Annotated in this window: 12 protein-coding genes; 10 read left to right on the top strand and 2 right to left on the bottom strand. The window is 63.6% G+C overall.

All coding sequences use genetic code 11. The annotated features are described in order from the left end of the window. Positions 1 to 140: 140 nt before the first annotated feature. The 7 genes from J5M56_RS07760 (at position 141) to J5M56_RS07730 (ending at position 7,446) form a co-directional block, all read left to right on the top strand. On the top strand, positions 141 to 494 hold the full coding sequence (locus tag J5M56_RS07760; RefSeq protein ID WP_060477735.1) for a hypothetical protein: 354 nt from the start codon (positions 141 to 143) through the stop codon (positions 492 to 494). A gap of 147 nt (positions 495 to 641) precedes the next feature. Then, positions 642 to 1,601 (top strand): MoxR family ATPase, encoded by a 960-nt coding sequence (locus J5M56_RS07755; protein WP_060477736.1) that lies wholly within the window; start codon positions 642 to 644, stop codon positions 1,599 to 1,601. A 3-nt stretch (positions 1,602 to 1,604) separates the two neighbouring features. After that, entirely contained in the window at positions 1,605 to 2,549 is a 945-nt protein-coding gene (locus J5M56_RS07750) for a DUF58 domain-containing protein (protein WP_186476707.1), read from the top strand. Next, on the top strand, positions 2,546 to 3,040 hold the full coding sequence (locus J5M56_RS07745) for a DUF4381 domain-containing protein (RefSeq protein ID WP_060477738.1): 495 nt from the start codon (positions 2,546 to 2,548) through the stop codon (positions 3,038 to 3,040). Before J5M56_RS07750 ends, J5M56_RS07745 begins: the two co-directional genes overlap by 4 nt. Then, entirely contained in the window at positions 3,033 to 4,109 is a 1,077-nt protein-coding gene (locus J5M56_RS07740) for a VWA domain-containing protein (RefSeq protein ID WP_186476706.1), read from the top strand. Before J5M56_RS07745 ends, J5M56_RS07740 begins: the two co-directional genes overlap by 8 nt. Then, positions 4,106 to 5,824, top strand: a complete 1,719-nt coding sequence (locus J5M56_RS07735; protein WP_207936299.1) for a tetratricopeptide repeat protein — start codon at positions 4,106 to 4,108, stop codon at positions 5,822 to 5,824. The genes J5M56_RS07740 and J5M56_RS07735 overlap by 4 nt, the downstream gene beginning before the upstream one ends. Further along, positions 5,821 to 7,446 carry a BatD family protein gene (locus J5M56_RS07730; protein WP_207936298.1) on the top strand — a complete coding sequence of 542 codons (1,626 nt, stop codon included), beginning with the start codon at positions 5,821 to 5,823 and terminating at the stop codon, positions 7,444 to 7,446. Before J5M56_RS07735 ends, J5M56_RS07730 begins: the two co-directional genes overlap by 4 nt. 111 nt (positions 7,447 to 7,557) lie before the next feature. On the opposite strand, the gene J5M56_RS07725 is transcribed toward J5M56_RS07730, so the two are convergent. Next, positions 7,558 to 7,989 (bottom strand): DUF2628 domain-containing protein, encoded by a 432-nt coding sequence (locus J5M56_RS07725; RefSeq protein ID WP_186476703.1) that lies wholly within the window; start codon positions 7,987 to 7,989, stop codon positions 7,558 to 7,560. Between the two features lie 261 nt (positions 7,990 to 8,250). On the opposite strand from J5M56_RS07725, the gene J5M56_RS07720 reads away from it, so the two are divergent. The 3 genes from J5M56_RS07720 to J5M56_RS07710 are packed head-to-tail and all read left to right on the top strand — an operon-like array spanning position 8,251 to position 13,720. Continuing rightward, positions 8,251 to 9,489, top strand: coding sequence for an exonuclease SbcCD subunit D C-terminal domain-containing protein (locus tag J5M56_RS07720; protein ID WP_207936297.1), 1,239 nt, complete (start codon positions 8,251 to 8,253; stop codon positions 9,487 to 9,489). After that, a complete protein-coding gene (locus J5M56_RS07715) occupies positions 9,486 to 13,130 on the top strand; it encodes an AAA family ATPase (RefSeq protein WP_207936296.1) in 3,645 nt (1,214 codons plus the stop codon). The genes J5M56_RS07720 and J5M56_RS07715 overlap by 4 nt, the downstream gene beginning before the upstream one ends. Then, positions 13,127 to 13,720 (top strand): glutathione S-transferase, encoded by a 594-nt coding sequence (locus tag J5M56_RS07710; RefSeq protein ID WP_186476700.1) that lies wholly within the window; start codon positions 13,127 to 13,129, stop codon positions 13,718 to 13,720. Before J5M56_RS07715 ends, J5M56_RS07710 begins: the two co-directional genes overlap by 4 nt. Before the next feature lie 55 nt (positions 13,721 to 13,775). On the opposite strand, the gene J5M56_RS07705 is transcribed toward J5M56_RS07710, so the two are convergent. Then, on the bottom strand, positions 13,776 to 13,952 hold the full coding sequence (locus J5M56_RS07705; RefSeq protein WP_186476699.1) for a hypothetical protein: 177 nt from the start codon (positions 13,950 to 13,952) through the stop codon (positions 13,776 to 13,778). Between the last annotated feature and the right edge of the window lie 49 nt (positions 13,953 to 14,001).

The raw sequence follows: 14,001 nt of genomic DNA, 5'->3' as shown, positions 1-14,001 counted from the left end.
TTGGCGAAGCTTAACGACTGAGCGGTCATTACCGCTTGCGAGGCTGCGACAATTTCGGTCAAGGGCTGGCAATTTACGTTTATGGATGCGTGCAAGGCTGTCAGAATTCCCGCTCAATCCCCTTGACCCGAGTCGTCCTAATGCAAATCCACACCGCCTTGCTGTTCGCCACCCCTTGCGATGACGAGGAAGACAACATGGCGACCTTGTGCTGCCACAGCGACAAGGGGCAGATGTTTCTGCTGACTCGCTACCCTGACGAAGACACCGTCGACCTGACGTTGGATGACGAGCCGTCGACCCTCGACGGGCTGAAGGTGACCTTGAGCGCGCAACGCCTGTTGATCGAGGTGGCCGCCGGGGACCGTGATGCGCTCAAAGGGGATGACACGCTGGAGATCGTGCTGACCTCGACAGGGACTGACCTGGAAGAAGTGGCGCTGACCCTGCGCAACATTCTCGATGGCACCGGCAGCTTGGTCAGCGAACTCTGAGCACCTGCCCACGCCTGCCTGGTGCCCAGCCCACTTGGCAGCGATAAAATTCCCGGCCGCCATTGGTCGGCGCCCCCCTGGATAGATTAAAGTATCACCCCCTGCCAGGTCGTGCGCGACCTGGCGCGAACCCAGGAACCGCCGCCGATGGAACACCGTGAAGCGCTGATCGCGCTACGCACCTTTCTTTCCTCACAGATCCTAGGCCAGGAGAAACTGGTCGAGCGGCTGTTGATCGTGCTGTTGGCCGACGGCCACATGTTGGTCGAGGGTGCCCCTGGCCTGGCCAAGACCAAAGCCATCAAAGAGCTGGCCGAAGGCATCGAGGCACAGTTCCACCGCATACAGTTCACCCCGGACCTGCTGCCGGCCGACATCACCGGCACCGAAATCTACCGCCCGGAAACCGGCAGCTTCGTATTTCAGCAAGGCCCCATATTCCACAACCTGGTGCTGGCCGACGAAATCAACCGCGCCCCGGCCAAGGTCCAGTCGGCACTGCTCGAAGCCATGGCAGAGCGCCAGGTCAGCGTGGGCCGCAGCACCTATGATCTTTCCCCGCTGTTCTTGGTCATGGCCACCCAGAACCCGATCGAGCAGGAAGGCACCTACCCGCTGCCTGAAGCCCAACTCGACCGTTTCCTGATGCATGTGAAAATCGGCTTCCCCGACGCTGCCGTGGAGCGTCGCATTCTCGCCCAGGCCCGTGGTGAAGCACTGGGCGGGGAAGTGAAACCTGAGCGCCGGGTCAGTCAGCAGGCAATCTTCGCCGCGCGCAAGGAAATCCTCGGCCTTTACATGGCAGACGCGGTGGAGGAGTACCTGGTCCAGCTGGTCATGGCTACCCGCACCCCGGCCAAGTTCGACACCGAGCTGGCCGACTGGATCGCCTATGGCGCAAGCCCCCGCGGCTCGATCGCCCTTGACCGCTGCGCCCGCGCCCACGCCTGGCTGGCCGGGCGCGACTTCGTCAGCCCAGAGGATATTCAGGCGGTGCTGTTCGATGTGCTACGCCACCGCATCATCCTCTCGTTCGAAGCTGAGGCGGCAGGAGTGGACCAGGACCGCGTGGTCCAGCGCATCCTCGACGTCGTGGCCGTCGCCTGACCCATGCCCACCACGCTGCAGGCCGAACCCGGCATACGCATCGGCCTTGCCGAACTGATCGACATGCGCCACCGGGTGCGTGAGATTCAGTTGTTTTCCCGCCCTGGCCAGCGCAGCCCGCTGGTGGGGTTGCACCACTCCAAGCTACGCGGGCGCGGCGTCGACTTCGACCAGGTGCGCGTCTACCAGGCCGGTGACGATGTGCGCAACATCGACTGGCGCGTCACTGCACGCACTCAGGAACCGCACACCAAGCTGTTTCACGAAGAACGCGAGCGGCCGATCTTCATCCTCGTGGAACAGAGCCAGCGCCTGTTCTTTGGCTCGGGGCTGATGTTCAAGTCTGTGCTTGCCGCCGAAGCGGCAGCGTTGTTCGGCTGGGCTGCGCTGGGTCACAACGACCGCATCGGCGGCCTGGTGTTCGGCGATAGCGACCATCACGAGATCAAGCCTCGGCGCAGCAAGCAGAGCCTGCTGCAGCTGCTTAACCGCCTGGCCAAGGTCAACCAGGCACTGCATACCGAAGCTGCGCCCCAGGCCGACAGCCTTGGCCTGGCCTTGCGCCGGGCGCGCGAAGTGCTGCGCCCCGGCAGCCTGGCCATCGTCATCTGCGACGAACGCTCGCTCAGTGCCCAGGCCGAACAGCACCTTGCCATGCTTTCGCGCCACTGCGACCTGCTGTTGATGCCAGTGTCCGACCCTCTGGACCATGCCCTGCCCGCTGCCGGCCTGCTGCGCTTTGCCCAGCGTGGCGCACAGCTTGAGCTCGACACCCTGGACCCAAACCTGCGCCAGGCTTACCGTCAACAGGCTGAAGCGCGGATCGAGCGGTGGGAGCTGATGGCGCAGAAACTTCGCGTGGTGTTGATGCCGCTGAGTACCCAGAGTGAGATGATCGAGCAATTGCGCGCGTACCTGAACGCTCAGCGCCCCGGAAGTGACCAATGAACCCGCTGGACCAGTTGCAACCACTGATCGCGCCGCCAGCGATCAGCCTTTGGCCGCCCGCGCCGGGTTGGTGGTTGTTGCTTGCGTTGCTGCCGCTGCTGGGCTGGGGACTGTGGCGGTTGCGCCGCTGGCGGCCGGGCAAACGCCCGGTGGTGCGCGCCGAATTGCCGCTCGACCCGGTGCGGGTGGAGGCCTTGGCCGAACTCGCGCGCCTGCCGCGCCCCTACGACGGCGCACCGGCCGGCGCCTGGCTGCAACAGATCAACGCCTTGCTCAAGCGCCTGTGCCGCAACCACTACCCTGGCGCCAACAGCCATACCTTGAACGGCCGGCAGTGGCTGGCCTTTCTCGACAACCGCTGCCCGGCTGCCGGCCTGACCCGCTGGATGGTGCTGGTCGAAGGCGCCTACAAGCCTGAGTGCAAGCTCGATGACAAAGCCATCGCCGGGCTCAGCCAGGCGGTGGAAACCTGGATCCGCAAACATGTTTGAACTGGCCTGGCCGTGGATCTTCCTGTTGCTGCCGCTACCCTGGCTGTTACGCCTGTTGCTGCCTGCCGCTGACAGTGGCGAGCCGGTGCTCAAGGTTGGCTTCCTTGACGAGCTGGAAGGGCTGGCCGGGCGCCGCGCCCGCCTGAACTTGCCAACCCTGCGCCAACAGGCGCCGTACATGGTGATCTGGCTGTTGCTATTGTTGGCCGCGGCCCGCCCACAGTGGCTCGGCGAGCCCGTGCCGGTGGCGGCCAGTGGCCGTGATCTGCTGGTTGCGGTGGATGTCTCCGGTTCAATGGACTTCCCTGACATGCAGTTCAAAGGCGAAGATGTAAGCCGGCTCGACCTGGTCAAGGCACTGTTGGGCGATTTTCTGCAAGATCGCGAAGGCGATCGGGTGGGGCTGATCCTGTTCGGCAGCCAGGCCTACCTGCAAGCGCCACTGACCTTCGACCGCCGCACGGTGCGGACCTTCCTGGACCAGGCGCAAATCGGCATCGCCGGGAAGAACACCGCCATCGGCGACGCTATCGGCTTGGCAGTCAAACGCCTGCGCCAACGCCCGGCACAAAGCCGGGTGCTGGTACTGGTGACCGATGGTGCCAACAACGGCGGGCAGATCCACCCATTGACCGCCGCCCGCCTGGCAGCCCAGGAAGGAGTAAGAATTTATACCATCGGCATCGGCGCCAACCCGCAAGCCAGCGGCACCCCTGGCCTGCTTGGCCTGAACCCGAGCCTGGACCTGGACGAAGCCTCGCTCAAGGAAATTGCCGACATCACCCATGGCGCCTACTTCCGTGCCCATGATGGCGCTGAGCTGAACGCCATCGGTGACACCCTCGACCAGCTCGAGCCTGTGGCCCAGCAACCGACCCAGGCGCGCACGGCTAAAGCGCTGTATGCCTGGCCCCTGGCCTTGGCTTTGCTGCTCAGCGTGTTGTTGGTGATGGCAGTGCAGTGGCCCGATAACTGGTTGCACAAGGTGCTGCGCAGACCGCGCTTCCTGCAGCCCCATCCAGAATGGCGGCAACGCTTGAAACGCTTGCGCCTGAGGAAACGGCGATGATCGATCTATGGCCACAATGGCTGCGCCCCCTCTGGCTGCTGGTAGTCCCTCTGCTCGGCTGGCTGTTGTTCAAGCTATGGCACCGGCGCAAACGCGCCGGGCGCTGGCAGATGATTCTGCCAGTGGCGTTCCAACCGGTACTGCTCGGCGGCGGCAGCGGCAGTAACAGCAAGCTACCTTGGGTGGCCCTGGGCTTGGCCTGGCTGCTGGTGGTGCTAGCCCTGCTGGGCCCGAGTTGGCAGCGCCTGGAAGAAACCCGTCAGCGCCCGGCCGATCCGCTGGTGATTCTGCTCGAACTGACCCCGCAGATGCTTGCCGAGGATGTGACCCCCAACCGTCTGGAACAGGCCCGGCGCAAGATCCTCGATCTGCTCGAACATCGCAACGATAGCCAGACCGCGCTGGTGGTCTATGCCGGCAGCGCACACACCCTGGTGCCGCTGTCGGATGACCTGAGCACCACGCGCAACCTGCTGGAGGCCATCGACCCATCGATCATGCCCAAACCCGGGCAGCGCGCCGATCTGGCCGTACAGAAAGGCCTGGCGCTGCTGGCCCAGAGCGGCCTGGGTCAGGGTCGCCTGTTGCTGGTGGGCTCGGCGCTCAGTGCAGCCGAGCGCCAAGGCATCACCCAGGCTCTAGGCCGTCAGGGCCCAAGCTTGCTGATGCTGGGCATCGGCACACGCGACGGCGCACCCGTGCGTCAGCCCAACGGAGAATTCCTCAAGGATGACCAGGGTGGCATCCTCGTGCCGCGCCTCGACAGCGCCAGCCTCAAAGGTTTCATCAATGGCACCGGCGGCCGCTACCGGCACGCCCGTATTGATGACCTCGACCTGCGCGGCCTGGGGCTGTTCGACAATCCGCGGCAATTGCGCGATGCTGACCAGACCCTGCAACTGGACAGCTGGGCCGACCAGGGCCACTGGCTGTTGCTGCCCTTGCTGCTACTGGCCGCCTGCGCCGGACGGCGCGGCTGGCTGTTCTGTCTGCCGCTGCTGCTGGCCTTGCCACAGCCCAGCCAGGCTTTGGAGTTCAACGATTTGTGGCTGCGCCCCGACCAGCAGGGCCAACAGCTGCTGAACAAGCAACGCCCTGCCGAGGCCGCACAGCACTTCCGGGACCCGCAATGGCGTGGCATGGCGCTGTACCAGGCCGGCGACTTCGCCGGCGCCGCCGAGGCTTTCGCTCAGGGCGATAGCGCTGCCGACCACTACAATCGAGGCAATGCCCTGGCCCGCAGCGGCGAGTTGGAGGCTGCTTTGGACGCCTACGAACAGGCCCTGGAGCGGCAGCCCGACCTGCAGCCGGCGCTGGCCAATCAGGCACTGGTGCAACAGTTGCTGCAGCAACGCGAGGGCCAGGCGCAAGATCAACCTGCCAACAGCGATGCGCAGAGCCCCCCTGGCAGTGAAACCGAAGGCAACAGCAGCTCGGCCAGTAACCCCGCACAAGGCACGCCAGGCAACGAAGAACAAGCCGCAACCGAGCATGCCGGTGACGGCAACAACGACAGCCAGGCAGCCCCTGGCAACCAGGGCGGCGATGACGACAGTGTCACCCAGCCCCCCCAGCGCCCGGACTCGAGCAACCTCGACGCCGAACAGCGCCAGGCCCTGGAACAATGGCTGCGCGAGATCCCCGACAATCCGGCGGAGCTGCTGCGGCGCAAGTTCTGGTATGAACAGCAATTGCATCAGGAAAAAACACGATGAGTCGCTTCGGCGTCTTTGTTCTGAGTCTGTTTTGGGCCGTCATGGCCCATGCCCTTCCTACGCTGCAGGCCAGTGTTGACCGCACGCGCCTGGAGGCTGGCGAAACCCTTGAGCTGACCCTGGAAAGCCAAGATGTGACCCAGTTCGGCAAGCCCGACCTGCACGCGCTGGAAGACGACTTCGAAGTGCGTGGCACACGCCAGTTGAACAGCCTGCATACGCTGGATGGTGAAACCCGGGCCAGCACCCGCTGGATCATCACCTTGCTGCCAAAGCGCAGCGGCAGCCTGCGAATCCCTGAGCTGCAACTGGGCCAGTCGCAGAGCCAGCCCATCGATGTGCAGGTGTTGCAAGCCGACTCCAGCCGCCCCGAAACCGCCTCGCAAGTCTTCATCGAAGCCACCTTGGACAGCGATGAGGTCTACGTCCAGGCCCAGGCCGTGCTGACGTTGCGCATTTACCATTCGGTGTCGCTGTACGATGACAGCACCTTGAGCCCGCTGCAGCTGGACAACGCCAAGGTGGAACCGTTGGGGGAGTCGCGCACCTACGAGAAAGAAATCAACGGCATACGCCACGGGGTGATCGAAACCCGCTACGCCGTGTATCCCCAGCAAAGCGGTAGCCTGGATATCCCCCCGCTGACCTTCACCGCCACCGCCGCCGACAACGGCGAGCAGCCGGCTGGCACTACCCGCGCTGGCCGCCAAGTGAAGGTCAGCTCACTGCCACTGCACCTGAGTGTTCGCCCGATCCCCAGCGCCTGGCCTGCCAGTGCACCATGGCTCCCGGCACGCGAGCTGACCTTGGAAGAACACTGGAATCCCGACCCAGCCAACCAGTCACCGCAGATTGGCGACTCACTGACCCGTAGTATCACGTTGCGCGCGCAGGGCTTGTCCAGCACCCAGTTGCCACAGTTGCCGGCCACCGAAATCGTCGGTTTGCGCCGCTATCCGGACCAACCGCTGCTACGCAACGAGATCAGCGAACGGGGCATGACTGCCAACCGCGAAGAACGTGAAGCGCTGGTGCCGACCCACAGCGGCAAACTGCCCCTGCCAGCCCTGGAAATCACCTGGTGGAACACGCGTGAAGACCACCTTGAGCACAGCAGCCTGCCAGCGCGTACTCTGGATGTGCAGGATAACCCGGCACTGAGCGCCGACACCCCGGTCGGGGATAACAACGCAGGCAGCCACCTGATCTGGCCGTGGCAGCTGGCGACTTTGGTGTTCGCCCTGACCACGCTCATGGGGTTCGCTCTTTGGTGGCGCGCCCGCTCGCAACCGGCAGTACTGCGTGCTGCGCAGAACGGCCCGAGCCCCCGTACCTTGCTGGACGACCTGAAACGCGCATCCCAGGCCAACGACCCCCAGGCTACCCGCCAGGCCCTGGATGCCTGGGCGCGGCAGCAGCCTGAAACCTTGGCCGAGATGGCTGCGCGCTTCGTGCCGCTGTCCGATGCGCTGGATGGGTTGAACGGGGCGTTGTACAGCGAAAGTGGCCAGTACTGGCAGGGTGAGGATCTGTGGCGCGCGATCAGGACGATTCCGCCGGCTGAGCAGGTATTGTTGCCGGCGGGTGACGGTGGGAGCTTACCGCCGCTTTATCCGAAGTGAGGTGTTGAGGTAGGCCTGGCAAGCACTACGTGCTTTATCGCCGGCGAGACCTGAAACCATTCGCTGCACCCATGGCGAACCAGGCCTGCCCTCGATCTCTAGGACGCAGCTTCAAATCATCCGCTGCCCCTCAAACGGATTCCAGCCATTCACGCCTTTGGCCTGTTTGAGGTAATAAGCCCGATTGGTCAAGAACATGTACAAAAAGGCGAAAGCCATATTGATACCGTTGTCCACCGGGCGCGGGATCTCGGTGCCGGTCGACATTTCATAGAGGCCAAGCAGTACACTGACGACAACCATGCCGCCCAGCATCACCAGGTTCTTCTTCCACATCCCCAGCACGAACCAGTAAATCGGGCCGAAGAAGAAGCCAATGAAGTTGCTGTTGATCAAGATTCTCTTGCGAAAAGGCAAGGCGCGGAACGCGGCTTTGTAAGAAGCGGAAGTCGGTGCGCCGTGCTGCTCGAAGAAGGCAAAGCGTTCCTGCCATTTAGGCTTGAGGTTGCCAGTTGCCGACTGGGATTGCGGGATACCTTCCATAGAAACTCCTTGTAGAAACGTCCGTACTTGTCGAATGGCCATGAACCTGGCGCGGCGCAGGGTAGACCAGCACCCTGAACAAGGCAAGGACCCAAGGGTTCGAAGCATATCAATCCAGTCATCCAGGTGCTGCCCATCCTAACAGGCTCAGCCAAGGCGCGACTGCCCTGTGCACCCGCCTTGGGTTACCATACCCGGCTGCGCAAAGCCCACCATTCACGCCAAGCCCCGGCTTGCTGACTCGATATCGACAGGTCATCCATGCGTCTGTTTCACACCTCCGACTGGCACCTTGGCCAAAGCCTGCACGGCCAGGAACGCGACTTCGAACACGCCTGCTTCCTTGACTGGCTGCTCGGCCAGCTACACCTTCGCCAGCCGGACGCGCTGCTGATCGCCGGGGACATCTTCGACACGGTCAACCCTCCGGTCAAAGCCCAGGAACGGCTCTATGACTTCATCGTCCAGGCCCACGAGCAGCAGCCCAAGCTGCAGATCGTCATGATCGCCGGCAACCACGATTCGGGCTCGCGCATCGAGCTGCCCGCCGCACTCATGCGCCGCCTACGCACCCACGCGCTGGGCCGGGTGCAATGGCTCGACGAAGGCCAGCTCGATGCCGACCGCCTGCTGATCCCGCTCACCAACAGCCGCGGCAAGGTCGCTGCCTGGTGCCTGGCCCTGCCCTTTCTGCGCCCGGCTGAAGTCACTGGCCCGCAGTTGGGCGACGACTACCTGCAAGGCATTACCCAGGTGCATAAACAGCTGATCGGGGCGGCGCAGAAGAAACGCAAGAAAGACCAAGCCCTGATCGCCATCAGCCATGCGCACATGGCGGGTGGTGCCGTGTCGGAGGACTCCGAGCGCAGCCTGATCATCGGCAACGCCGAGGCCCTGCCGGCCAAGTTGTTCGATAAATCGATCAGCTACGTCGCACTCGGCCATCTGCACAAGCCGCAGAAGGTCAACCGCGAAGACCGTATCCGTTACAGTGGCTCGCCGATCCCATTGTCGTTCGCCGAAATCAGCTACCCGCACCAAGTGCTTGAAGTCGAGTTCCAAGGCAGCGAACTGGTCAGCGTCGAAGCTCGCCCGGTACCCCGCGCCGTGGCCCTGCAGCGGGTCGGCCCGGCGCCGCTAGGCGAATTGCTGGAACAACTGGCCGAGTTGCCAGTGATCGACCTGCTCGATGACCCCAACCGCCAGCCGTGGCTGGAAGTGCGGGTAAGGCTGGATGAACCGCAGCCCGACCTGCGCCAGCAAATTGAGGGCGCCCTGCATGGCAAGGCCGTTAGGCTGGTCCGCATCAGTACCGAATATGCAGGCAAAGGCCCTGCAGAAGACGATGACCAGGTGTTCGTCGAGCTGGCGCAGATGACCCCACAGGACCTGTTCAGCCGCGCCTGGGAGCAGGCCTATGGCAACCTTGCCGACGAGCAGGCCCTGGCCGACTTCGCTCTGCTGTTGCAAGACGTTCAGTTGCAAGAGGAACAGCCATGAAGATTCTCGCCATCCGCCTGAAGAACCTGGCCTCCCTGGCCGGCCCAGTCGACATCGATTTCACCACCGAGCCCTTGGCCAGTGCTGGCCTGTTCGCCATCACCGGGCCGACCGGCGCCGGCAAGAGCACCCTGCTCGATGCCTTGTGCCTGGCCTTGTTCGGCACCGTGCCGCGCCTGAACGATATCGCCCGTGAAGCGAAGGTACCGGACGGCGAAGGCGAGATCCCTACATCGGACCCGCGCAACCTCCTGCGTCGCGGGACCGGTAGCGGCTTTGCCGAAGTTGATTTCATCGGCATCGATGGCCATCGCTACCGTGCGCGCTGGGAAGCCAACCGCGCCCGCGACAAGGCCAACGGCAAGCTCCAGCTCAGCCGCCAGAGCCTGTATGACCTCGACAGCGAACAGGTGCTGGGCAGCGGCAAGAACGAATACAAGCAATTGATCGAAGCCCGCCTGGGCCTGAATTTCGAGCAGTTCACCCGTGCAGTGATGCTGGCCCAGAGCGAGTTCGGCGCGTTCCTCAAGGCCGATGACAAAGAGCGCAGCGAGCTTTTGGAAAAGCTCACCAACACCTCCATCTATACCCGTTTGGGCCAGCGTGCGTTCAGCAAGGCCCGGGAAACCGCCGAAACCCACAATGCCCTCAAAGAGCGCGCCAGCCATCTGCTGCCGATGGCCGCTCAAGTGCGCGCTGAGCTCGACCAGCGCCTGGAGCAGGCGTTGCAGCAGTTAAAGGCCGACCAGGCCGGCGAGCGTCAGCTGGAGCAGCAGCGCAACTGGCTCGCTGAACAACGTCAGCTGAACACTCAGCACGCCCAAGCCCAGGCCAGCCTGCAAGCTGCCGAGCAAAGCTGGCAGCAACTGGTCGACCAGCGCATGGACTTGCAGCGCCTCGAGCGCCTGGCGCCGCAGCGGCATCAATTCCACCGCCAGCAGATCCTGCGCCTGCAACTGGCCCCGCTGGCCGAGCAGCTCGCCGAACAACAACGCCAGCAATTGGAGCTGCAGACACACACCGCGGCGTTGGAGCAGGCGCAAATCGCCGCCCGCGAAGCCTTGGCCCACAGCCAGGCCCTGCACAGCGAAAGTGCGCCGCGCCTACGCCAGGCGTTCGCAGGCGAAGACACCTTGGCCCGCCTCGGCCAGCAGCAGCTCGAGCAGCAAACTGCCTGTCAGCTTGCCGAACAGCAGGTGGCCGACGGGCAGCAGCACCTGCTGCAAACCGAGCAACAGCAGCAGCGTTGCGAACAACAGTTGGCGATGATCGACGCCGCCCTGGTCGACAGCCAGCATCTGGCTGGTCTGGCCAATGCCTGGCAGGCCTACCTGCCACAACTCAAGCAAGTGATGTTGATTGGCGGCCGCCTGGCCAAGGGCCGCGAGGAGCTACCGACCCTGCAGGCTCAAGCCAGTCAGGCCAACGCACACCTGCAAGCTGAACGTGAGCAGCTCGAGCTGTTGTTCCGCGAAGCCAAGGCTGAACCCCAAGCGCTGGCTGAACAGATCGACCTGCTCGGCAACATGCTGCAGGACAACCGCAAGCAACAACGCGCCGTCGAGGAGCTATCACGCCTACATGGCCGTGAACAGGAACTGCGCCAACAGCTGGATGCCGTGCGTGAACGTCAGCTGCAAGCCATGCAACAGCGCCAGCAGCTCATCGGCGAAGGGACCGCGGCCAAGGCTGAGCTCGAAGCGGCCGAACAGGCGCTCAATCTTACCCGTCAGTTGCTGCAACGCCAGCGCCTGGCACGTAACACCAGCGTCGAAGAACTGCGCGGCCAACTGCGCGATGGCGAGCCCTGCCCAGTGTGCGGCAGTGCCGATCATCCGTTTCACCAGCCCGACGCACTGCTGCAAAGCCTCGGTCGCCATGATCAGGCTGAAGAGGACGCTGCGCAAAAGCAGGTCGAAACCCTCAACGGCAAACTGGTTGAGCTGCGCACTCAACTCGGTGTAGTGAACGCCCAGCTCAAGGACCATCAGCAACAGCAGCAGACCATGAGCGAGCAGTTGCAGCCACTGCTGGCACAATTGCAAGCCCATAGCCTCTGGCCCGCGCTCGCGCCGCAAGCCGACAAGGCCCGCAGCGCCTGGCTCGACAGCCAGTTACAACGCCTGGAGGAGGAAATCGGCAAGGACGAGAAACGTCAAAGCACCCTGCTCGCCCTGCAAAAAGATGCCGCCCGCCTGAACCAACAATTGCAGGTCGCCGAGCAGGCCCAACAGCAGGCCCAGCGTCATCTGGACCAACAGCACCAGGCAATGGCCAGCGATGAACGGCTGCTGCAACAAGGGCTCGATGACCTGGCAGGTGTGCTGCCGGGCGATGTGCTCAAGGCCTTGGGCGATGACCCAGCCAACGCTTTCATGGCCCTCGACCAGCAGATCTCCCAACGCCTGCAGCAACTGGAGCAGCGCAAGGACGAACAAGACGAGCTGCAGGCGCGCCAGCAACAGTTGGACAAACTGCGCGACCAGCAACAGCTGCGCATTCAGGGGCTGGCGCAGGCGCAGCAGCAGCTCGCCGAACTCGACACGCAACACCAGCAGGCCCAGGCCGCCTTGACCGAGTTGCTGGCCGAACACGCCAGCGCCGAAGCCTGGCAACAGCATCTGGACAGCCAGCTCGAACAAGCCCGCGCCGCCGATGCAGAAACCACCCAGCGCCTTCAGGACCTGCGCACACAGGGCGTGCAACTGGCAAGTGAGCTCAAGGCCACCGCCCAGCAACAGCAGGCGCTGAACGATGAATGCCAGCAGCTGCAAGGCGATATCGCCCAGTGGCGCGCAGCGCACCCAGAGCTCGACGACGCTGGGCTCGATCGCCTGCTAGCCATCGACGAAGGCCAGTTGAGCGAGCTACGCCAGCGCCTGCAACTGGCCGAGAAAACTCTCGAACAGAGCCACGTATTGCTCAAGGAGCGGGCGCAACGGCTAGAGCAGCACGCGGCGCAGATGAGTGTGCAGGCGACCGTCGAAGAGCTTGAGCTCGCCCTGGGCTCGATACGCCAACGCCTGGCCGAGCATGAACAGCTCTGCGCCGAACTGCGCGCGCAGCAAGCCGATGACCAACGCCGCCAGCAGGCGAGCCAGGCGCTGGCGGCAGACATCGAGCAGGCTTACACCCAGTGGCAGCGTTGGGCCCGGCTCAACGCGCTGATCGGCTCGGCCTCAGGCGATGTGTTCCGCAAAATCGCCCAAGGCTACAACCTCGACTTGCTGTTGCACCACGCCAATGCCCAATTGCGCCAATTGGCGCGTCGTTATCGGCTCAAGCGTGGTGGCAGCGCCCTGGGTCTGCTGGTGCTGGATACCGAAATGGGCGATGAACTGCGCTCGGTGCACTCACTGTCTGGCGGTGAGACATTCCTGGTTTCGCTGGCATTGGCCCTGGGCCTGGCCTCGATGGCCTCGAGCACCTTGCGCATTGAATCGCTGTTCATCGATGAAGGGTTTGGTAGCCTGGACCCCGAGTCGCTGCAACTGGCCATGGATGCCCTTGACGGTTTGCAGGCACAGGGGCGCAAGGTCGCGGTCATCTCCCACGTACAGGAAATGCACGAACGGATCCCAGTGCAGATCCAGGTGCGCCGCCAGGGCAATGGGTTGAGCGACGTGCAGGTGTGCGGATGATCCTCTATTCATTCCGCCGCTGCCCCTGGGCGATGCGTGCACGCCTGGCGCTACGCTACGCAGGCTGCACGGTGCAGGTAGTCGAGGTGGCGATGAAAAACAAGCCTGCAGCACTGCTGGCCCTGTCGCCCAAGGGCACGGTGCCGGTGCTCGATACTGGGGCAGGTGTACTGGATGAGAGCCTGGACATCATGCGCTGGGCGCTCGAGCAGCACGATCCACAGGACTGGCGCCTGTTGGCCGACCCCGCTGCTGCACAGCATGCCCAAGCCCTGATAGCCCGTAACGACAGCACGTTCAAGGCGCAGGTGAACCTGTACAAATATGCCGAGCGTTACCCTGAGCATACCCGCGAGCACTACCGCCAGCAGGGGGAGTATTGGCTGGCGGAGCTTGAACAGTTGCTCGAGGGCCGGCCGTATTTGCTGGCCGATCATCCAAGCCTGGCCGACGCCGCCCTGCTACCGCTGGTGCGCCAGTTTGCCGGGGTCGAACCGCAGTGGTTCGCCGAGGCGGCTTATCCGCGTGTGCGCAGCTGGCTGGCGGGGTGGTTGGCTTCGCAGCTGTTCACGTCAGTGATGGCTCGCTAGAACCTGCTTTGCTGCAGCTTGGTTCCTGCTGATGCGGGTTTACCCGCAGGCCAGATCAGTGGCTGTGCTTGCCACTCAACGCCGCATGGAAGGTGGCGCTTTGGCGCAGGTACTGCTGGGTGTAACTGTGGGTTGCCGTTGCCTTGATGCCGTCAGCATGGGCATGGGCTGGCAACACCACAGAAGCAGAAATGGCCGATGCGGCGATAACGGGGAACAGATTGAAGTTCATGGTGGCGGACCTCGACTTGTAGAGTTTGACGTTGAGCCACTTGGGCCTT

Source organism: Pseudomonas sp. 51_B (genome assembly GCF_017491595.1).
GTDB classification, from domain to species: domain Bacteria; phylum Pseudomonadota; class Gammaproteobacteria; order Pseudomonadales; family Pseudomonadaceae; genus Aquipseudomonas; species Aquipseudomonas promysalinigenes.
This window is presented reverse-complemented; position numbering and strand designations above follow the sequence as displayed.

Bases quoted from the DNA above. Each gene is read 5' to 3' on its own strand.
- J5M56_RS07705 (WP_186476699.1), bottom strand. From the start codon at position 13,952: ATGAACTTCAATCTGTTCCCCGTTATCGCCGCATCGGCCATTTCTGCT.
- J5M56_RS07710 (WP_186476700.1), top strand. From the start codon at position 13,127: ATGATCCTCTATTCATTCCGCCGCTGCCCCTGGGCGATGCGTGCACGC.
- J5M56_RS07750 (WP_186476707.1), top strand. From the start codon at position 1,605: ATGCCCACCACGCTGCAGGCCGAACCCGGCATACGCATCGGCCTTGCC.
- J5M56_RS07740 (WP_186476706.1), top strand. From the start codon at position 3,033: ATGTTTGAACTGGCCTGGCCGTGGATCTTCCTGTTGCTGCCGCTACCC.
- J5M56_RS07735 (WP_207936299.1), top strand. From the start codon at position 4,106: ATGATCGATCTATGGCCACAATGGCTGCGCCCCCTCTGGCTGCTGGTA.
- J5M56_RS07755 (WP_060477736.1), top strand. From the start codon at position 642: ATGGAACACCGTGAAGCGCTGATCGCGCTACGCACCTTTCTTTCCTCA.
- J5M56_RS07725 (WP_186476703.1), bottom strand. From the start codon at position 7,989: ATGGAAGGTATCCCGCAATCCCAGTCGGCAACTGGCAACCTCAAGCCT.
- J5M56_RS07745 (WP_060477738.1), top strand. From the start codon at position 2,546: ATGAACCCGCTGGACCAGTTGCAACCACTGATCGCGCCGCCAGCGATC.
- J5M56_RS07720 (WP_207936297.1), top strand. From the start codon at position 8,251: ATGCGTCTGTTTCACACCTCCGACTGGCACCTTGGCCAAAGCCTGCAC.
- J5M56_RS07715 (WP_207936296.1), top strand. From the start codon at position 9,486: ATGAAGATTCTCGCCATCCGCCTGAAGAACCTGGCCTCCCTGGCCGGC.
- J5M56_RS07760 (WP_060477735.1), top strand. From the start codon at position 141: ATGCAAATCCACACCGCCTTGCTGTTCGCCACCCCTTGCGATGACGAG.
- J5M56_RS07730 (WP_207936298.1), top strand. From the start codon at position 5,821: ATGAGTCGCTTCGGCGTCTTTGTTCTGAGTCTGTTTTGGGCCGTCATG.